The following is a 19,821-nucleotide window of genomic DNA, read 5'->3' as shown; positions in this document are numbered from 1 at the left end:
CGGAACGACCATGGCTAGGCCAGCCGCAAACATGCCGCTCATCCTCGACCGGGCGGAGATCCTGCGGCGGCTCGACCACGCCGCCGGTATTGCGGCCGTTCGCGAAAGCCTCGTCGCCTACAGCGCCGGGGCAGTCCAGCAGCCGCCCGTCGTCCACATGGGATTCGCGGCGGCGAACGGCGATTGCCATGTGAAATGCGCCCATGTATCGGGCGCGTCGATCTTCGTCGTCAAAGTCGCGACTGGGTTCTACGACAATCCGACCAAGGGCCTTCCAAGCGGCAACGGCATGATGGTGGCGCTGTCGGCCACGACAGGCGAACCGGTAGCGCTGCTGTTCGACCAAGGCATGCTGACCGACTGGCGCACTGGCTATGCCGGCGCGCTGGCGACCCGGCTGTGCTGGCCTAAGGGCGCGACGCGCCTCGGCATCGTCGGCACCGGAACCCAGGCACGCATGCAGTTACGCGCGCTGCGAGCGCTGGCTCACGGCGAGCCGCTTTCGGTCGCGGTATGGGGCCGCTCGCCAGCGGCGGCGGGACGCTTCGCCGCCGACGTGGCCGACCTTGGCCTCCAGGTATCGCCAGTCGGCTCGCTCGCCGACCTTTGTTCCGATTCACAAGTGATTGTCACCACGACGCCCGCGACCGCGCCGCTGGTGCGCGCTGAATGGATCGCGCCCGGCACGCACATTACAGCCATCGGAGCCGATGCGCCCGGCAAACAGGAATTGGAGAATACGCTGGTCGCGCGCGCCAACACGTTGCTCGCCGATTCGGCCCTGCAGAGCATCGACCATGGCGAGTTCGCTCATGCCATCGCGGCCGGCCTCGTCGAGCCAGAGCGGATCGGTGAGATCGGCGTATCGCTGCGGACTGGCTCATTGACGCGCAAGCCTGGTGACATCAGCATCGCCGACCTGACCGGCCTCGGCGCAGAGGACGCGGCAATCGCCAGCGCCATCCTCGCGAGCGCCGGCACAGCCGCAAACTCTTGACCCAGGACAGAACCATGTCGAACGAAGGTGACATCGCCGCCGCTGCCGCGCGGTCCGTGCGGGCGCATGCCCGCATCCGCGGCCACATCGCGAAGACGCCGCTGCTGGGCGCGTCCGCCGTCGGCGACGCGATCGGTAGCACCGTTTTGTTCAAATGCGAAAATTTCCAGTTCACCAACTCCTTCAAGGCGCGAGGCGCCTTCTCGAAGCTGACCGCGATGGACGATGCGACCGGGGGCCGGCCGTTCGTCACCGCCTCGTCCGGCAACCACGGCATAGCCTCCAGCTTCGCGGCGTCGCGCCTGTTCCGAAAATTGTCGGTCGTGCTTCCGCACAATGTCACGAAGGCCAAACTGGCGCGCATACGGTCCTTTGGCGTCGACGTGATCCTGCATGGCGACGAAAGCGGCCAGTCCGAGGCGCACGCGCGCCGCCTGGGCGAGGAGAAGGGACTCGTCTACGTATCTCCGTACAACGATCCCGACGTTGTTGCTGGCCAGGGCACGATCGGGCTCGAACTGCTGGAAGAGCATTCGCGTATCGACAATGTCTTCATCGCCATGGGCGGCGGCGGGTTGATCGGCGGCATCGGCGCCGTGATGAAGGCCTTCAGTCCGCGCACGCGGATCATCGGCTGCGCGGCCGCCAACAGCATGGCGCTGGCAGCGTCCATGGAAGCGGGCAAGGTGATCGATGTCGAGCACTTGCCGACGTTGGCCGACGGCGTCGCCGGCGGCATGGATGAGGATTCAGTCACGCTCGGCCTCGCCCGGTCGGTCGTCGACGATGTGGTCATCTGTTCCGAAGCCGAGATCGCCGGCGCGCTCGCCCGTCTCGCGATCGAAGAGCATCTATTGGTCGAGGGTGCAGCCGGCCTAGCGCTGGCAGGGCTGACGAAGCACCCGGAACGGTACCGCGGCCAAGTCAATGCGATCGTGCTGTGCGGCGGGAATTTCGACTACGACGAACTGACGGCCGCGATCGCGGCGGTGCGACCGACCTGAAAGGGAATTCCATGACGACTGGACGATGGGACATCGAGGCGGTGCGCGGGGCCTTCCCGGCGCTGGCGATCACCGACGACGGCAAGCCACGTATCTATCTCGACGCGCCGGGCGGCTCGCAAGTACCGGCACGCGTGGTCGAGCGCATGAGCGAGGTGATGCTGCGAAGCTGCGCCAACGAGGGCGGTGCCTTCCACACCTCGCGTGATAGCGACCGCATCTTGGTGGGAGCGCATGCAGCGGCGGCCGCCTTGCTCGGTGCACAGCCGGACGAGATCGTCTTCGGCCTCAACAGCACCTCGCTGATCTTCCATTTTTCGCGCATGGTGGCACGCGACTGGAAACCGGGCGACGAGATCGTGCTTACCCGCATGGACCATGATGGCAATGTCGGCCCGTGGATCATCGCAGCCGAGGAACGTGGCGTCACCGTCCGCTGGCTCGAGTTCGATACCGAAACCTTCGAATATCGCTACGACATGCTGGACGAACTGATCGGCCCGCGCACGCGTCTGGTTGCCTGCAATCACGCGAGCAACATTTTTGGCACCGTCAACGACGTTGCCCGTATCGTGGCTGCTGGTAAAGCTGCCGGCGCCGTCACCATGGTCGATGCCGTGCAGTCGGCGCCGCATTTGGCCCTCGACGTGTCGGCGATCGGCTGCGACCTGCTCGCATGCTCTGCCTACAAGTTCTTCGGTCCGCACGCCGGGGTCATGTATATACGGCCGGAGCTGCGCGACCGGCTCACGCCGCTCAAGGTGCGGCCCGCCTCCTTCGACATGCCGTGGCGCCACACCCCCGGCACTCCCTCCTTCGAGGCGCAGGCCGGCACGCAGGCGGCGATCGAGCACATCGCTTGGCTCGGCGAGCAGTGCGCCGGCGTCGACGTTGCCGCGCCGCTGCGCCAGCGCATCGTGGCGGGATTGGAGGCGGCGACCGACTACGAAGCCGGACTGATGGACCGGTTCCTGGCGGGTGTTGCCGGCATTCCCGGTTTCAAGCTCTGCGGCATCGCCAGCCGCAACCGGCTGGACGCCCGTGTGCCCACCTTCAGCTTCCGACTGGCCAAGAGGTCGCCGCAGGAGATCGCAGCCGCGCTGGCGGGCGAAAACATCTTCGGCTGGGCCGGCGATTTCTACGCTTATGAAGCCTCCGGCCTGCTCGGCCTGCGCGAGCAAGGCGGCGTCGCTCGGCTCGGCCTATCGCATTACACCACAGCAGACGAGGTCGACCAGGCCGTTTTGGCCGTCGCCCGGCTGGCAGCCTGACGGGGGAAAGCATGGACTACGCACGCATGGTGATCGAGAAGGAATCACCGGAGGAATACGGCTATGACCGCATTCGCTTCAACCTGTCGGAAAGCTCCGTACGAGACCGTAAGCTGTCCGATTTCCATCTCTCCGTCCCTGACCTGCTGCTGCCCTATGGCGAGCATCGCGGCGACCCTGAGCTTCGGGCGTTGGTAGCCGCGCAGGGCAAGGGCCTCGGCCCCAACAACGTTTTGGTGGCCGCCGGCGCCGCTGGCGCGCTGTTCATCATCGCCACCACGCTTCTATCGCGCGACGACCATCTTGTCGTGGTGCGGCCGAACTATGCCACTAACATCGAGACGCCGCGCGCCATCGGCTGCGGCATCACCTTTATCGACCTCAAATTCGACGATCGGTTCGGCCTCGACATCGATGCCGTCGCCAGCGCTCTGCGCCCGAACACCCGCTATGTCAGCATCACCTGCCCGCATAACCCAACCGGCACGATGATCGGCCGCCCTCAACTGGACGCGCTGATCGCCTTGGTCGAAAAGGCGGGATGCAGGCTACTGGTGGACGAAACCTACCGCGACCTGACCCATGGCGAGATGCTGCCCCCCGCCGCCTCGCTCAGCCCCGCCGCGATCAGTGTGGCTTCGCTGTCCAAGGCTTACGGCGCGCCGGGCATCCGCGTGGGCTGGATCATGACGCGCGACGTGCACTTGATGGAGCGCTTCCTGGCGGCGAAGGAGCAGATCGGCATCTGCGGCAGCGTCGTCGACGAGTGGATCGGCGCCCGCATCCTGGAAGGCCGCGACGCCTTCCTCGCCGCGCAGGCGCCAGTGCTAGCCGGACGCCTTGCCATCATGCGCGATTGGATTGAGAGCGACGAGCTGATCGAATGGGTCGAGCCCCAGGGCGGCGTGGTCTGCTTCCCCCGTTTCCGTCATGGTCCGGGATTCGATTTCGACGACTTTTACGCAGACCTGCTGGAAAGCTATGGCACCTATGTCGGTCCGGGCCACTGGTTCGAGATGCCGCGCAACCACATGCGTGTCGGCTTCCTCTATCCTCTTGAGGACGAACTGCGGGGTGGCCTGGCGGCGATCTCCGCAGCGATTCGCAAGCATTCTTCCCGGCAAAGGTCGTGACATATACGGCGATGTCCTGCCGCTGAAGGCGGCCGTCGCCGGGGCACCGGGTGAGGCCGACGCGCGCCCTTCGACGATGGCAGTAAGGTCTATCTGGAAATTCCTGTGCCGCATCGATCAGGGCGAGGCACCCCCGCTCTTCATCATCGGGCGGGCGGAGGCAGCCAGCGACAAAGCGGCGCCTGATCCTGGGCTGCAGATCACGCTCGCGCATCAACCGCTTGACCTTCTTGGGGCTGACGACGATGCCGCGCTGCCAGCGCCGCCTGCATGCGGCGATAGCCGTAAGCTTCGAAGCTGTCGGAGATTTGACCCATCGTCTCGACGAGCGCTGTGTCATCCACGGCGGTGTCGGGCTGATCGTAGTAGGTTGATCGCGCGCCATCAGCCGGCAATCCTGCTTGTTCAATTTGTCCGGTCCCAGGGGCGAACTCCAGATGGAAGGCGAATTTCCGCAGTCTTGGGTGCGATTCAGTCAGCTCGTGACATTCGTGAACGCGCGCAGCAAAGAGACCGTTTATTCTCGCGGCATCCCGAAACGGTCGCGAATTTTCCTTAACGGGTACCGCTTTTGACGATCTATCTACTCGCCATCCAGGGGCATAGATTGCAGGAAACAGCAGATACTCTCGGATCCGCCACTCTGCGTGGGCGGCTCTACGCACGGGCGAGATCATTTCGGGTCACTTAGTCAGGGTGCAGCGTGGGCTATTGCGTGAGTTTTCGAACCCCAAGTCGGCCAGGGGCGAAAGGAAAATACGCTATGGGCTGTGGCACAAAGAGAATGGATCGGCCACCTAAGAAGGCCGCGCGAGGGCCGTCCAGTGTGCGTGGCCCCAAATGTTAGTGAGCCGGACAGCGGCCGTTTAGCAGTACATGCAGAGCTCAGAGGCCGGGTGACAGTGAAGGGAAGTGGCCGCACCAAGGGGAGTTGTTCTACGAGCAACTCACAATGTCCTACTCACGCATTCGTGGCTGTCATTATCCCTGCCTACAACGCAGAACAATTTATCGAACGCACCTTGGCGTCGGTGATAAACCAGACCTACAGAAACATCGAAATAATAGTCGTTGATGACGGTTCGACTGATGAAACTGCATCAATCGTCCGCCGACTATCCAATGACGACCCGCGTATCAAGCTGCTCCAACAGAAGAACAGTGGCGTCGCGTCGGCGCGGAATACGGGGATACGTGCAAGCAAGGGCATCTATATAGCACCTATAGACGCCGACGATCTCTGGCACCCAACCAAACTCGAAAAGCAGCTGCGTGTTTTCGCTGCAGCAGGCAATGATGTTGGGCTTGTCTATACGCTTTACCGGACGATTGATGCCGATGATAAGGCGATCATTACGCCTAAGCGCATGCACCCGCACGGATGGGTATTCATGCAGCATCTCGGACAGAACTTTATCGGTCACGGAAGTTCGGCAATGTTCCGGCGCGATGTCTTACTCGAAATGGGTGGCTATTCCTCGCGACTGCGCGAAAACGGTGCGGAGGGTTGTGAGGACTTCTTCCTCCAATTGAGTATCGCCTCGAAATACCGATTCGATGTCGTCAAGGAGCACTTGGTCGGATACCGCCGAACGCCAGGAGCCATGTCGCAAGATTTCGTCCGAATGCTCATCTCGCGTCGGATGGTGCTCGAGAGCCTCTTTGCTCGCTGCAGCGAGATGGTGAGCCCGATCCTATCGGATGTGATGTTCCGTAACGATGTCGAGATCGCCAGGCTCGGGCTTAAAAGGCGCCGCTTTGCTGCCGTCGGCATGAACTTCGCCAGAGTGCTCTGGCGATCGCCCTCGCAGTTCGCGAAAGTCGTCGGTGCGACGCTTGCCATTTTCCGGCGCAAGGCGAAACAAGGAACCAAACTGGAACGCGAAGGCCGCAGCTCGGGGATCGGGAAACCGTTCTGGGACTACGCTGTCGATGAGCTTTTCGATCGCGGCGAGAATACCGATTACCGTGCCTTGCTCAACAATCTGGCTGCAATGGACAGCAAACTTGGACCCTGCGGAGGCTATTTGGCGCAGCATCCCGAACGAGGAACCTTTGCAATGCCCCAAGAGGGCAGCGGCTCAGACAGCCCGTTTCTCCTTAGAGGCTTGGAATGAAGAAGCTGCTGCTGTCGGAAGAGCAGATGTCGTCGGGCCGCAATTTGGCTCAGAGGGCAGAATGCACTTTTGAGCGGACAGTGAATGAACCGACGGTCAGTGTGACCGTGCTCATTGTCACCTACAATCACGCTCGCTACGTAGCGGCAGCGATCGACAGCGTTCTCATGCAAGATACGGAATCCGGTGTCGAGATCCTGATCAGCGAAGATTTTTCGACGGACGGTACCCGGGAGATCGTGGAGCGGTATGTATCCGATTATCCCGAAAGACTATCGGCGATCTATTCTGGCAGCAATTTGAGATCCAACGAGGTCGTTGCGAGAGGACTCCGGGTTGCGCGCGGGCGCTATGTCTCGATCCTTGATGGCGACGACCTGTGGACATCCAAGACCAAGCTGCGAGATCAGGTGGCCCATCTTGACGCGCATCCTGAGCTCTCGGCCATATTTTACAATGCGCTCGTGGCGCACGGCGACGAGATCACGTCGCGGCGGTGGACGCCACGGGATCAGAAGCCCTTAATCACACAAAGGGAAATTTGGGAAGGCAATCCCTTCGCCACTTGCGGCGGTATGATGCGAACCGCGTGCGTTCGGGATGTACCGTCTTGGTATGCAGATTTCTTTCCGATTACTGATTGGCCGCTGTATGTGCATTGCGCAAAGACAGCAGACCTCGCCTTTGTCGACGAGGTGGCAGGTATCTATCGTCTGCACCCGGGTGGGCTTGTATCGGCGCTGCCAAGCCCGCTCAGGCTTGATGCGATCGAGGGATTCTACCGGCGAATGGCGAATGTCATGGATGCCCGTGGGGCACAGTTTGCCCGTGGCGGCTGTTCCCGCTACTTTTACGAATGGTCGAAGCAGTATCTGAACGGAGGTGACTTGCCGTCGGCCAGATCGTGCTTCCTACGATTGCTGCGAAGCGGCACTGGCGGAAACAACGTGCCGAAACGCGATATCGCGCGGTTGGCACTGCTCCTGCTGAAATCCTCGGTGCTCGGGAGATGACGGCTTTCCGCAACTTCGAGAATCGCGATCCGGTCCCGTCATTGCCACAGGCGGCTGTTCGTCCGAAGTGGTCGGTGATGATCCCCGTCTATAATAGCGCCCGCTTTCTTGCCTCAACGCTGCAAAGCGTGCTCGCGCAAGCCCCTGACCCGGCTCATATGCAGATCGAAGTGGTTGACGATTGTTCGTCCGACGATCCGCAAAAAGTCGTGAACGAAATCGGGGGAAGGCGCGTCGGCTTTTTCCGCCAGCCGCAAAACCTCGGCCACATCGGCAACTTCCATACCTGTCTGAGCCGAGCCCAGGGGGAACTTGTCCATCTCCTGCACGGCGACGATGCCGTCCGACCAGAATTTTACGAATTGCTCGGTCGGGGTTTCGATGCGGATCCGAGAGTAGGAGCGGCGTTCTGCCGGACGGTCTTCATGGACGCCCACGGACAGGAGTTGTCGATCGAACCTGCAATGCAGTCAGTCTCCGGAAGGCTTGAGAATGCGGTGATCCGATTGGCGCTCGAACAGCGCATCATGACGCCGTCCATCGCGGTCCGACGCGCGGTCTACGAAGAACTCGGCGGCTTCGACCGGCGGCTGAAATGCAGCGAAGACTGGGAGATGTGGATACGCATCGCTTCTCGTTTTCCTGTCTGGTACGAACCGCAAGCCCTTGCGCTTTATCGGATGCACCCGCAATCGAACACAGGGCGCCATATCCGGAATGCCGCGGACATGGCCTACACGCGAATGGCGATTGATATTTTCAAGAGCTATCTTCCAAGCGAACTCGCGGACGATGTCGCCGCATCGGCTCGGCGGACTTATTCGCAAAGCGCTCTCGAAACCGGACGGCGGCTGCTTGGCTCTGGTGATTGGGCTGGATGCCTCGCGCAAATGAGTGAAGCCTTCCACCTCGATCCGTCGCTCAAGACAATTGGACGTATGCTGTGGCTCGTTGCGAAGCAGGGAGGCGAGATTGTCCGCCCAAATTGAAACTGTGCAACGGCAGCCGGCACGGCTGCGGCAAGGTGAGCCTGTCCGTCTCGTTTTGGCCGGATGTGGCGCCGTCACGAAGCTCTACTATGCGGAAGCGCTGTCGCGCCTTCAAGGCAGAGGCCAGATCGCAGTCGCAGCCATCTTTGATCCCGAAGCGAAATCCGCCGCGGTCGTACAGGCGCGGCTGCCCGGAGCGAAGGTTGCAGCCAGTTTCGACGGCCTTCTGGTTGTGGGCGCCGATGTGGCGATCATCGCTTCCCCGCCTCGATACCATCTTGATCAGTCGATGCAGGCGTTGCGGGCCGGCATGCATGTTCTGTGCGAGAAGCCGATGGCCACGAGCAGCTCCGACGTAGACCTTATCCTGGCGGTAGCGGCAGCCAACAATCTGCATGTGGCAACAGGCCTCGTCAGAAGGCAGTTCCCTGCCACCCGATCGATAAAGGCCATGGTCGAGGGCGGATTGATCGGAAAAATTCAAGGTGTCTGTTGTTTTGAGGGTGGCCCTTTCCAGTGGCCTGTCGCTTCGACGAGCTATTTCAGCCGCGCGGAATCCGGCGGTGGCGTGCTTCAGGACATAGGCACGCATTGCCTTGACCTCCTGACCTGGTGGTTCGGAGAGCCCCATGAAATCCACTACGCCGATGACGCAATGGGCGGCGTCGAGGCGAACTGCCTTGTCCGGTTAGGTTTTGGCGGCTTCGAGGCAACGGTCCGGCTGAGCCGTGATTGGGCTCGTCCGAACCTTTACCGTCTTGAGGGCGAACGTGGCTCGATTTCTTGGGCAGTCAATGAGACGGAGCTTGTAGAGATCGCCTTGAAAGGATGCCGCACGGCAGCCACCGCCTCCTTCACCAACACCGACGACCGGTCGCGCGATTTCGTCGACGCGTTCTGCGATCAGATTTCGGACTTGGTCGACACGGTCCGAAATGGAACCCTCCTTTCCGGGTCAGCCACAGCGGGGCGCAACGTGCTCAAGCGAATCGAGGAATGCTATGCCAGACGGAAACGGCTGGACATGCCTTGGCTCGGAGCAGAAGACTTTCGCCACGTCATTGCTTCCGCCGAGACCAGACAATGACCGGCACTGTTGCCGTGCTTGGCGCCAACGGCTTCATAGGTTGCCGGACAGTGGAGTTGCTGCATCTTTCCGGCTGGGCTGAGGTGAGGCCGATCGTTCGCAGGCCGAGTGCTTTCGCCAGCCTGTCCCGCTTTGCGATCGATGGAAGGGTGGCGGACGCGCATGACGTTCCGGCTCTTACTGCGGCCCTTCTTGGCTGTCAGTCCGTTGTTCATGCAGTTGCCGGTGATAGTCGCACGATCGTCGATGCCGTCGAGCCTGTCTATCTTGCCGCCGCCGCTGCGGGCGTCGTTCGCCTGGTCTACCTCAGTAGCGCATCCGTTCATGGCCAATCGCCGCTGCCCGGAACGGACGAAACGAGCGCGCTGCACGACGGCCAGACGGTCGAGTACAACAATGCCAAGGTTCGTGCTGAACGTCGTCTCGGGGAATTGTCACGGGACGGTGCAGTCCAGGTGGTGGTGCTGCGGCCCGGAATTGTCTTTGGCCCGCGCTCCAGCTGGACGGGGGGCTTCGCCAACGATCTCCTCGACGGCTCTGCCTATCTGGTGGATGGCGGCCATGGCATCTGCAACAGCGCTTATGTCGACAATGTCGTTCATGCGATCAAGCTTGCCATCGAAGTGCCCGAGGCGGCTGGGCGAACTTATCTGGTCGGGGACCGCGAAAGGATAAGTTGGGCAGATCTTTGCCGCCCGATAGCCGAGGCATTGGGCTTCGACCTGGCTGCGATTTCGGTTTCCGCGCCATTGTCATTCGCGCCGAACTGGACACAATGGCTGAGAGATGGCGACCTTTACCGGCGGCTTGTCCGAAGCCTCCCGAGACCCGTTCGTAGCGGACTAAAGGTAGGCTATGCCGAGTGGCGGAAATCAGGGCTCGATCAGAGGCCGCCTATGGCTCCAAAGATCAAGGTATCTGAAGAACGTGCGCTGTTGCACCGGTGTCGGGTGAAACTCCCGTCGGCCAAGGCCGAGCGCGAGCTCGGATACCAGCCGGTGGTCGGCTTCGAGGAGGCATGTCGGCGCTCAGTCGCATGGCTAACCTTTGCCGGCTACCCGACTGCGCAGAGCCAAGTGGGCGAAAGATGACCGTCAGACCCGCCGCAGCCTGTGTCTCGGTTGTCATTACGACCTATAACCATGCTCGATTTCTCGCGGAAGCGATCGACAGTGTCCGGAACCAGAGCGTGCGGCCCGATGAGATCATCGTTGTGGACGATGGTTCGTTGGACAATCCCGAAAATGTTGTTCGCCGGTATGTCGACGTCCACTACATCCGCCAAGAAAACCAGGGTTTAGCCGCTGCCCGCAATACGGGAATGAAGGCAGCACGTGGCGAATTCATCGCGTTCCTGGATGCCGATGACAGGCTGCGCCCGACGGCGCTCGCTACCAATCTTGCTTTGTTCCATGACAGTCCGGATTGCGCCTTTGTCTATGGAGCCTATTGCTACATCGATGAGGCCGGCGCAGTCAGGAATTCAGTTCCGCTGAGGCCGGTGGGAGAGGACCCGTATGCCGGATTCTTGACCGGCAACCTGATTGGAATGCATGCGACAGTGCTCTATCGGCGTAGCACATTGGAGGCTGCTGGCGGATTTGACCGATCCCTGCGGGCTTGCGAGGATTACGACGTCTACCTTCGCCTGTCTCGGGCAAACAAGGCCGCATGCACCCCGGAGTGTCTCGCAGATTACCGCAGGCACGCAACGAATATGTCCAACAGCAATCCGATGATGTTGCGCGCGGCGCTCAAAGTCCTTGGCCGGCAGAGGAATCTTGCGCGGACCAATCCAGACTGGACGGCCGCCTACCATCAGGGCGTCGAAAATTGGAAACGCTATTATGCGCACATGCAACTGGGACAGCTTAGTACAGCGGTTCGATCCCGTTCTTCGCTCGGCGGTCAGCTCCTGAACACCATTGCCGTTTCGCTCGCAGCGCCATTGCAGACCACCATGATGCTGCGGCAGCGTTTCAAGGGCTGGTCAAGTCGGCGCCGATCGGGCGTCCGGTTCGGTGACCTCAGCCGCCCGCTGCCCTTCAGTACAAATTTCGGTTTTGATCGCGGCAAGCCAGTGGACCGCCGCTATGTCGAGACTTTCCTCGCATCATGTTCGCTGAACATATCCGGCAGGGTTCTGGAGATCGGGGACAACGCCTATACGACCCGCTTCGGAGGCAGTCGAGTTGCCAGGAGCGACGTTCTAAACCGATATGAAGGCCACCCGCTGACGACCTTCGTTGGCGATCTGGCCAACGGCGACGACCTGCCGCTCGAGACATTTGACTGCATCGTGCTCACCCAGACCCTGCACCTCCTTTTCAACATGCCTGTCGCGGTTGCAACCCTATGGCGGATGCTGAAACCGGGAGGCGTGCTTCTGGTCACGGTCCCTTGGGTAAGCCCGATTGACCGAGGAGAATGGGGCGAGAGCTGGTTCTGGTCGATAACCCCGGCGGCGCTGGGCCGGCTTCTCTCAGACAGGTTCGGGGTGGAGAATGTCGAAGTCCGCCACTATGGAAACGCCTATTCGGCTACCGGGTTTCTCTATGGCTTGGCGGAGCATGAGCTGAATTCGGCAATGCTCGATGTGCATGACCCATGTTGCCCGGTGATTGTCGCCGCGCGCGCTTTCAGGCGACGAGCGGCGTGACAGTGCGTCAAGCTCTTAGCAAGCTCCTGCGACGGGGCCGATTGCTTGCCGGTTACAACCGGCCGCTCGTGCTGATGTATCATCGCGTCGGAGAACCACGCGTCGATCCTTGGGAACTCTCGGTCTCGCCACAAAATTTCGCACGCCAAATCGAAATCCTGACAAAGGCGCGCGATATTGTTCCCCTGCAATGGCTGGCACAACGGCTTCGGGACGGAAAGCCAGCGAGAAATGCCGCGGCAGTTACCTTTGACGACGGTTATGCGGATGTCGTGCAAAATGCCGTGCCGGTCATGCTACGCATGAACGCTCCTGTGACCGTCTTCGTCACTACCCACGCGCTCAGCGACCCCTCAGTGTTCTGGTGGGATATTCTGTCGCGCATCACTTTGGAAACGCCTGCTCTCCCGGAGAGGCTCGCGATCCAGATCGCAGGCCGAAACTATGATTGGCTCGTGACGGAGGACGCCACGCGCGCGAAATCGAATCTCGTCATCAGCCGCACGGCGCTCCATTTCGGCTTGCACGCACTGCTGAAGCCGTTGAGAGTACACGAACGGAGGAGGGCGCTGCAGCAGCTGGCAAGATGGGCAGGAACCGACGCCAGCCCCCGAAGGCGTGACCGCGCCATGACTCATTCGGAGCTGCGGCATCTCGCCGACACCGATGGCGTTTCGATCGGTGCCCACACCTGCACGCATCCATCCCTGCCGTTGCTGAAACGGGACAGTCTTGAACGCGAGATCTCTGCTAGCCGTCAACAATGCGAAGAGATTACAGGGCGGAGGGTGGCGGGATTCGCATACCCCTTCGGAGACTTCGACGACAGCACCGCCGAAGCGGTAAGATCTGCTGGCATGGACTATGCAGTAACCACCCTGCCGCGTGAAGCTGGGCTCAGGGTCGACCCTTTCCGACTGCCGCGGGTCACGGTCGCTGATTGGGGTGAGATAGAGTTCCGGCGCGCGGTCCTTTGCCATGGCTGACCATGCATGCCGAGAACCGCGCGTCACGGGAATCATCGTCGTGTTCAACGGCGAGAAATATCTCCGAGAAGCTATTGACAGCGTTGTAGGTCAAAGCTTCACCGACTGGGAACTCCTCGTCGTCGACGATGGCTCGACGGACCGGTCATCTGTCATCGTGCGCGACTATGCGCAGCGCTTGCCAGGCAAGGTGCGACTACTCTCCCATCCCGATAACGGCAATCATGGTATCAGCGCGTCGCGCAACCGCGGGCTGGCCGAGGCGCGGGGCGCCTATGTCGCGTTTCTCGATGCAGACGATACATGGCTGCCCGAAAAGCTGTCCGAACAAGTCTGCATCATGGAAAACGATCCGGCGCTCGGTCTAATCTACGGCCGGACGTTGATCTGGCATAGCTGGGCAAAGCTTGCTGGTCGTGCGGACTACTATTACCCGCTCGGAGTCGAACCGAACGCCCGATACGATCCGCCCGTGCTGCTGGAACTGCTGCTGCAGAACCAAGCCCAGACGCCGACAACTTGCAACGCCCTGATGCGTTCAAGTTTGTTGGCAACGCTCGGGGGATTCGAGAACAGCTTTCGCCTGATGTTCGAAGACCAGACATTCTTTGCGAAGGCGCTCGCATTCGCGCCCGTCTACGTGTCCGGCCAGACCTGGGCGAGATACCGCCAGCACGTCGAAAGCTGCTCTGCCGCTTCTGCCAGGGCAGGCGCTGACGAAGCCGCGCGTATCACGTTTCTCAGATGGCTGAATGGGGTGATGGCGGATCAGGGCGCCTCCTTCCGCATTCGTTCCGCAATCTGGAAAGTGCTCGCGCGCGAAACCTGGAAGACGAGCAAGCGAAGCATCGTAAGACGGCTGCAGCGATGACTTCCGTGCCGCGGGTGACGATCATAACCCCCTTCCTCAATGCGGCGTCAAATCTGGGTGAAGCGATCGCCAGCGTCCGGGCCCAGACGATTGCAGATTGGGAGCTCTTGCTGGTTGACGACAATTCGACGGACGACAGTATCAGGATCGCCAATGATGCCGCGGCAATCGATCCTCGAATTAAGGTGCTGCGCAGGCCTCCCGGATCCAAGCGTGGCGCCGCGGCAGCGAGAAACGCCGGAATAGCGGCCAGCTGCGGCGATTTGCTTGCCTTCCTGGATGCAGATGATTTGTACGAGCCGCATATGCTGCAGACGGTCCTGGCGGCAGCCGATGCCAACCCGGATGCCGCAATGATTTTCGGGCCGACCAAATGGTGGTACCCGGATGGAGCGCGCTCCGACTGGGTCGAGCCGACGGATGGACTTGCCGCACGCTTACATCAGCCCCCCCGGCTTTTGGGTCGGCTGCTGCTGATGCAGGACGGCCACGTTCCGTGTACCTGTTCCGTGCTCTTGCGGAGAAGCGCGGTTAGCACGGTTGGTGGCTTTGAGGAGCACTTTGAGCTCTATGAAGACCAGGCTCTGTGGGCGAAGCTATTCCTGCGATTCCCAGCCTTTATCACTCCTGTAACTCTCGCACGTTACCGGCAGCATTCCAGTTCGGCCTCGGCGATTGCCACTCAGCGAGGGCTCTACGATCGGATGGGGAAACACCCCGCCCGCGCCGCTTTTCTGGACTGGATCGCGGAGCATATGATGGAAAGTGGAACGCGGGATTTCCGCCTCCAATTGGCGCTGCGGCTGGCACGCGCGCCCTATGTCACGCCTGCAACGATCGGAAGCAAAGCCGAACGGCTTGCCCTGAAGATCATGATGTGGACAGCAAAGCAGCGGCGCAGGGTTTGGCGACAGCTTGCGCACGTGGCCAGGTGAAAACAGGCGTCACTTCCTGACCACCCATCGATGCGGGAAGCTGACATTGCCAAAGCCAGGCTGGGCGCTGACCGGTCGATCGTCGAGCAAACCGGGCATGACATCGAACACAGCGGCCGTCTCGACATGGTCTTCGACCACCCTGTCGTCCGCCACCAGCGCTACGTCAATCCTGTAGCGCCCTGGTCTCAGCATAAGGCTGTCCACATGTACCGTGTAGACTTCGCCGTGACGGTCATGCAGGGAATGCTCCCGGCTATCAAAGGAGGTCACAGGATCCCCCAGATCATCAATGATAGTCACAAGGCACTGCAATGTTTCGCGCGGCCCATCAACCTGAAGCCGAAAAGTTGCCGGCTGCCCGGACGCGACGGGACCCATTTCATTGAAAACTTCGATGCCGACCACACGGAGGCGGCCGCGCCCGGTGCGCGTGGATCGCACACTCAGATCGGTTCCTGCGCGGGCCTCAAGCGTCTGGAGATAATCCCGGACCACGTCCTGAGTCGGACCGTCCGCCTGGATCGTCCCGCCGTCGATAAGGATTGCGCGGGTGCAAAGTCGCTGCAGAACCGGCATCTGGTGACTGACGATCAGCACGGTGCGGCCTGTCCCGGCGATGCTCGCTGCCTTGGCGATGCATTTCTTCTGGAACGTGGCATCGCCGACGGCCAAGACCTCATCGACCACCAGAATGTCGGGATTGACGTGGGCGGCAATCGCGAAGGCCAGACGCAAGTACATGCCGCTTGAGTATCGTTTGACAGGCGTATCGAGAAACGGCTCGACCCCGGAGAAATCCACGATCTCGTCAAGCTTGGAATTGATCTCGATGCGCCGCATGCCGAGTATGGCCCCGTTGAGATAAATGTTCTCACGGCCGGTCAGTTCGGCATGGAACCCCGTGCCGACCTCCAGCAAAGCTCCCAGCCGTCCATGTATCGTCGCGCGGCCGGAAGTCGGCTCCACGATATTCGCCAGTATCTTGAGAATGGTGCTCTTTCCTGCACCGTTGGGACCGATCACGGCAAGGACTTCGCCTGCGTGCACCTCGAAGGAGACGTTTTTCAACGCCCAGAACGGCTCGTCCGCACCTTTGCGGTGGCTTGTATCGGCCTCCCCGCGAAGACCCCGCCTTTTGCTGGCGAGCGCGTCTCGCAGCGTGGGGAAACTGTTGTTCGCCACACCAAGTCTATACGCCTTGGAGAGATTGGCAGCCTGGATCACGATGTCGGTCATCACTCAGATCAGGTCCGGAAACGCGCGTTCGGATTTTGAGAAGATAGTCAGTCCGGCAACGAGAAGGGCTAGCGAGGAGAGCGTTGATATCGAGATCATGAGCCAGTCCGCAGGCGTGCCCAGCACGCTCCAGCGGATGGCCTCGACTGTCCCAACCATTGGGTTCAGACTATAAAGCGGCCGCCACAATTGAGGGACGAGATTGGCTGGATACACGATCGGGGTCATGAACAGAAGTATCTGAAGGCTGAACGGCAACAGATAGCCCACATCGCGAAAGCGAACGTTGATCGCCGACAATGCCACGCCCACTCCAGTCGCTGACGCAGCCATTACGAGCACGAACAGCGGCAAGAAGACTGCTTGTGGTGCCGGCCAGCTTCCGAATGCCAGCATGGCGGCGAACAAAAGAGCGAAGCCGACGAGCATATCGGTCAGGCATGAGGCCATCGTGGAGATGGGAATGATCAGACGCGGGAAATAGACGCGTTTCACCAGTTCCTGGTTTCTGACGAGGCTGCCCGTCATGCTGGCGACGGCTCGCGAAAAAAAACTCCATGGCACAAGCCCACACAGAACAAATAGCGGGTATGGCGCGCCGTTGGACGAAATGCCTGCGAGCTTGCCGAAGAAGATGCTGAAGACCGACATAGCAACGAGCGGCTGCAGCATTGCCCAAAGGATGCCCAGATAAGTCTGCCGGTATTTGACCTTGAAATCACGCCAGGCCAGGAAGAACACAACTTCCCGATATCGCCAAAGCTCGGAAGGTTCGAACAGTCCTCGCTTGCGGGACGGATCGATGATTGTCACGACAGCTGATTGCGCGCCTGTCCGATCTGACACGATGATGGCGTCCGCCTCCCTTGACAGCCCCATTGAGGCCTACATTTCCGCGCAGTGCAATCAGCACTTTTGATGGTGCCTGCCGTTCCACGAACCTCACCATTCGAGAGCGCAAGCAGCCGCCCTTAATGCTCGACCAGATCCTCCGGGGGCGCGAGATCGCGCCACATATCCCCGTTGTTCGATAAGAAGGAGGGCATTTCTCGCACACGGACTTTACGTTCGATCCGGATGCGAACGAACACCTGCCCGGGCCGTCTGAGTTTCTACCGCTACTCTCCCACCTGTGCTGGGTTTGTCGAGGATACATTTCCCATTGAACTTGTGGTGATGTTATGCCCATCGAAGATAGTCAGGCTACAGAAATCTGTCGTTTTTACAGTGTAGTGTATGCACTGCACCGCTGGTGACAGGGTCCTTAAGATGTGCCATTGTCCAATGGGGTGGTACTATTTGCGCGGATTAGGGTTGTTCGGGCGATGCGCGTTGCGCGAACCATCATTGCGTGGAGGGAGTGACATCTCATTGGCAATTCAGACGGCTTGACGAGTCAGCGTTCATAGCTCCTGAGCAAGCTGCAAAGCTTTGGGTCGGAAATGAAAAGTGTTCTTGTCGCGGGAGCAGCCGGGTTCATCGGATCCCACCTGGTTGATCGACTGTTGTTAAGGCAAGAAATCAATCGAATTGTTGCTGTTGACAATTTCTGGACTGGTACGCGTGCCAATCTGGATCATATCGCCGACCCTCGCTTGGTCGTGGTAGATGTGGCTGTTGAAGATTTTCAGCAGGGGAGCCTTTTTGACGAGATCTATCATCTCGCCTCGCCTGCTTCGCCTCCCTGGTATATGCAAGATCCGGTACGAACCATCTCGGCCAACGTAATAGGAACTATGCGACTTCTGACCCTTCTTCGCGCCGGGGGCCGCTTCTGTTTCACGTCCACGTCTGAGGTTTACGGCGATCCGCTGGTAACGCCGCAACCGGAAACTTATAGGGGCTCCGTTGATTGCACCGGCCCGCGTTCATCGTATGACGAAGGTAAGCGTTGCGCCGAGGCCCTGCTTTTTGAGAGTAACCGATTGAGCGGGCTCGACATTCGAGTTGCAAGATTGTTCAACGTCTACGGACCTAGGACTCGACCTGACGATGGACGTGCAGTATCAAATTTCATCACGAATGCGCTGTTCGGCAAACCTATAATCGTTTTTGGCGACGGCTTGCAGTCGCGGAGTTGGGGATACGTCAGCGATATCGTGGACGGCCTAGAACAATTCTTCTGGGGGGAGGAGCATGGTTATATTGGTCCCCTGAACATCGGAAACGATCGTGAGATTTCCGTTGTCGATGTTGCCCGTTACGTCGCGGGCTTGGTGCCAGGCACCAAAATCGTGCATGTTGATCCGATCCCCCAGGATCCGACGAACCGCTGTCCGGACTTAACCCTAGCGCGGAGGATCATCCCCGGCTGGGCCTGTCAAATACCTCTTGAAGAGGGTGTGCGCCTCACCCTGGATTGGTTTCGCCGCCAGCAACAGAACGACTTGTCCAGTGTGTCCTCGGACTCGATGGTTGCCGCATCGGTGTGAGTGGGATCCGCCCCGATAAAATGTGACCGAAAAAGGGGAGAAATGTGCTCGCCGCAATCCGGTTCCTTCGACCAACGTCGCGGTATGCTCACCGTCCAGTTCGATGCTGTGAACGCGCGCTTCCGCGCATCGTTCAGGGCCCACCGAAGGCGACATACAAGTGCGGAAGGCTCCTCCCGCGGCATTGCATGGTTCCCCGGCAACTCCTCCAACGCGTGGTCGGCAGCCTTATGGGTGTTCGAGCGGCGCGGATGGCCTGCACGCTCTCGCTCGGCGACGATCCGTGATGGTCACTCACATCTTGCGCTGGCAGGTAATAAAGCCCGTACGACCGGAAGGCTGGGCGATCAGAGGCAGTGGCATGTCTTGATCAGGAAGATTACTCCCACGGAGTAAGGCAGGGCTAAAAGCCCCAAGGCGATCCAGAAGCCGGGTTCGGCCATTGCGGCGAGATCTGACAGAAGTTGCTTCATGTCGCCTCAGTCCACGCCCCTGATCGCTCCGCATCGATCCACAAGGAAAGAGCCCGCTCTTGAGGGAGGGGGAAGCGGGCTCTTGGCTGGGGCTTATGACCCAGCAGCACGGCGGACTTGAATTTGTACTGCGCCGGCTGCTGTCCAAACCATAATCGGGCAGCTTTGTTCCCCCGTCGGTCGGCTATGGTCCTGGGCGCAGCCCGTGGTCCCGCCGAGGCGGCGGTCTATCTCAAAGCATAGAGATAGGCGGCGATGTCACGCGCTTGCTGCTCGGTGATGCCGGTGGAGGGCATGGCGGTGTGCGGATTAACGTCCCTTGCTGATCGTATCCAGCGGATCATGTTCTCCGGATTGTTAGCCAGCACGCCGCCAACATAGATCCTGTCAGATAGACTGGCGTCTAAGCGCGGGCCGACGTGGCCTACCGCACCGGGTACACCGGTGATGGTGTGGCAGCCGGCGCAGCCATTCGCCAGCATGATCGGTACCGCACGTGCACCGACGCCGCCGGTAGCGGCGTCCGCCTCTTGCTGCACCCGACGGGCTCGGTCGGCCCACAATGCGAGCGCGCCGCCCGCGACGACCAGCAGAATGCACACGGCGATGATCAAT

At 60.4% G+C, this 19,821-nt stretch carries 18 protein-coding genes; 14 read left to right on the top strand and 4 right to left on the bottom strand.

Annotation, left to right across the window (positions count from 1 at the left end):
• Nucleotides 1-10 precede the first annotated feature (10 nt).
• The 4 genes from FJ951_RS22060 to FJ951_RS22045 are packed head-to-tail and all read left to right on the top strand — an operon-like array spanning nt 11 to nt 4,405.
• Nucleotides 11-997, top strand: coding sequence for an ornithine cyclodeaminase family protein (locus FJ951_RS22060; RefSeq protein ID WP_140517483.1), 987 nt, complete (start codon nt 11-13; stop codon nt 995-997).
• Between the two features lie 14 nt (nt 998-1,011).
• Nucleotides 1,012-2,001 (top strand): pyridoxal-phosphate dependent enzyme, encoded by a 990-nt coding sequence (locus FJ951_RS22055; RefSeq protein ID WP_140517482.1) that lies wholly within the window; start codon nt 1,012-1,014, stop codon nt 1,999-2,001.
• An 11-nt stretch (nt 2,002-2,012) separates the two neighbouring features.
• Nucleotides 2,013-3,272 (top strand): cysteine desulfurase-like protein, encoded by a 1,260-nt coding sequence (locus tag FJ951_RS22050; RefSeq protein ID WP_140500672.1) that lies wholly within the window; start codon nt 2,013-2,015, stop codon nt 3,270-3,272.
• A gap of 26 nt (nt 3,273-3,298) precedes the next feature.
• Nucleotides 3,299-4,405: an aminotransferase class I/II-fold pyridoxal phosphate-dependent enzyme gene (locus FJ951_RS22045; protein ID WP_246671767.1), complete on the top strand. Its 1,107-nt coding sequence runs from the start codon at nt 3,299-3,301 to the stop codon at nt 4,403-4,405.
• A 200-nt stretch (nt 4,406-4,605) separates the two neighbouring features.
• Here FJ951_RS22045 and FJ951_RS22040 read toward each other — a convergent pair whose 3' ends face one another.
• Nucleotides 4,606-5,082 (bottom strand): hypothetical protein, encoded by a 477-nt coding sequence (locus FJ951_RS22040; protein ID WP_140517480.1) that lies wholly within the window; start codon nt 5,080-5,082, stop codon nt 4,606-4,608.
• A 294-nt stretch (nt 5,083-5,376) separates the two neighbouring features.
• On the opposite strand from FJ951_RS22040, the gene FJ951_RS22035 reads away from it, so the two are divergent.
• Genes FJ951_RS22035 through FJ951_RS21995 form a run of 9 tightly spaced genes read left to right on the top strand, consistent with a single transcriptional unit; the run spans nt 5,377 to nt 15,062 of the window.
• The gene (locus FJ951_RS22035) at nt 5,377-6,522 is read left to right on the top strand and encodes a glycosyltransferase family A protein (protein WP_181165248.1); all 1,146 of its coding nucleotides are present in this window, start codon (nt 5,377-5,379) and stop codon (nt 6,520-6,522) included.
• Nucleotides 6,519-7,535 carry a glycosyltransferase gene (locus FJ951_RS22030; RefSeq protein ID WP_140517478.1) on the top strand — a complete coding sequence of 339 codons (1,017 nt, stop codon included), beginning with the start codon at nt 6,519-6,521 and terminating at the stop codon, nt 7,533-7,535. The genes FJ951_RS22035 and FJ951_RS22030 overlap by 4 nt, the downstream gene beginning before the upstream one ends.
• Complete coding sequence (locus tag FJ951_RS22025) at nt 7,532-8,524, top strand: glycosyltransferase (protein WP_140517477.1); 993 nt, start codon at nt 7,532-7,534, stop codon at nt 8,522-8,524. Before FJ951_RS22030 ends, FJ951_RS22025 begins: the two co-directional genes overlap by 4 nt.
• Nucleotides 8,508-9,611: a Gfo/Idh/MocA family oxidoreductase gene (locus FJ951_RS22020; RefSeq protein ID WP_181172265.1), complete on the top strand. Its 1,104-nt coding sequence runs from the start codon at nt 8,508-8,510 to the stop codon at nt 9,609-9,611. The genes FJ951_RS22025 and FJ951_RS22020 overlap by 17 nt, the downstream gene beginning before the upstream one ends.
• A complete protein-coding gene (locus tag FJ951_RS22015) occupies nt 9,608-10,702 on the top strand; it encodes an NAD-dependent epimerase/dehydratase family protein (protein WP_181167683.1) in 1,095 nt (364 codons plus the stop codon). Before FJ951_RS22020 ends, FJ951_RS22015 begins: the two co-directional genes overlap by 4 nt.
• Complete coding sequence (locus FJ951_RS22010; protein WP_140517474.1) at nt 10,699-12,270, top strand: glycosyltransferase; 1,572 nt, start codon at nt 10,699-10,701, stop codon at nt 12,268-12,270. Before FJ951_RS22015 ends, FJ951_RS22010 begins: the two co-directional genes overlap by 4 nt.
• A 41-nt stretch (nt 12,271-12,311) precedes the next feature.
• Entirely contained in the window at nt 12,312-13,256 is a 945-nt protein-coding gene (locus FJ951_RS22005) for a polysaccharide deacetylase family protein (protein ID WP_181165251.1), read from the top strand.
• A complete protein-coding gene (locus tag FJ951_RS22000; protein WP_140500663.1) occupies nt 13,249-14,127 on the top strand; it encodes a glycosyltransferase in 879 nt (292 codons plus the stop codon). Before FJ951_RS22005 ends, FJ951_RS22000 begins: the two co-directional genes overlap by 8 nt.
• Nucleotides 14,124-15,062, top strand: a complete 939-nt coding sequence (locus FJ951_RS21995) for a glycosyltransferase (protein WP_181172264.1) — start codon at nt 14,124-14,126, stop codon at nt 15,060-15,062. The genes FJ951_RS22000 and FJ951_RS21995 overlap by 4 nt, the downstream gene beginning before the upstream one ends.
• A gap of 9 nt (nt 15,063-15,071) precedes the next feature.
• Here FJ951_RS21995 and FJ951_RS21990 read toward each other — a convergent pair whose 3' ends face one another.
• Together FJ951_RS21990 and FJ951_RS21985 are read right to left on the bottom strand one after the other, a co-directional pair.
• Nucleotides 15,072-16,301 (bottom strand): ABC transporter ATP-binding protein, encoded by a 1,230-nt coding sequence (locus FJ951_RS21990; protein ID WP_140517472.1) that lies wholly within the window; start codon nt 16,299-16,301, stop codon nt 15,072-15,074.
• 3 nt (nt 16,302-16,304) lie between these two features.
• Nucleotides 16,305-17,114, bottom strand: a complete 810-nt coding sequence (locus FJ951_RS21985) for an ABC transporter permease (RefSeq protein WP_181168455.1) — start codon at nt 17,112-17,114, stop codon at nt 16,305-16,307.
• Between the two features lie 629 nt (nt 17,115-17,743).
• Between FJ951_RS21985 and FJ951_RS21980 the strand changes: the two genes are divergently transcribed.
• The gene (locus tag FJ951_RS21980; RefSeq protein ID WP_140517470.1) at nt 17,744-18,733 is read left to right on the top strand and encodes an NAD-dependent epimerase/dehydratase family protein; all 990 of its coding nucleotides are present in this window, start codon (nt 17,744-17,746) and stop codon (nt 18,731-18,733) included.
• Nucleotides 18,734-19,433: 700 nt separating this feature from the next.
• On the opposite strand, the gene FJ951_RS21975 is transcribed toward FJ951_RS21980, so the two are convergent.
• Nucleotides 19,434-19,820: a c-type cytochrome gene (locus FJ951_RS21975; RefSeq protein ID WP_246671766.1), complete on the bottom strand. Its 387-nt coding sequence runs from the start codon at nt 19,818-19,820 to the stop codon at nt 19,434-19,436.
• Nucleotide 19,821: the final 1 nt, after the last annotated feature.

The organism is Mesorhizobium sp. B2-2-3 (assembly GCF_006442405.1).
Classification (GTDB): domain Bacteria; phylum Pseudomonadota; class Alphaproteobacteria; order Rhizobiales; family Rhizobiaceae; genus Mesorhizobium.
The sequence above is the reverse complement of the archived record's forward strand: the minus strand, read 5'-3'. Positions and strand labels throughout refer to the sequence as shown.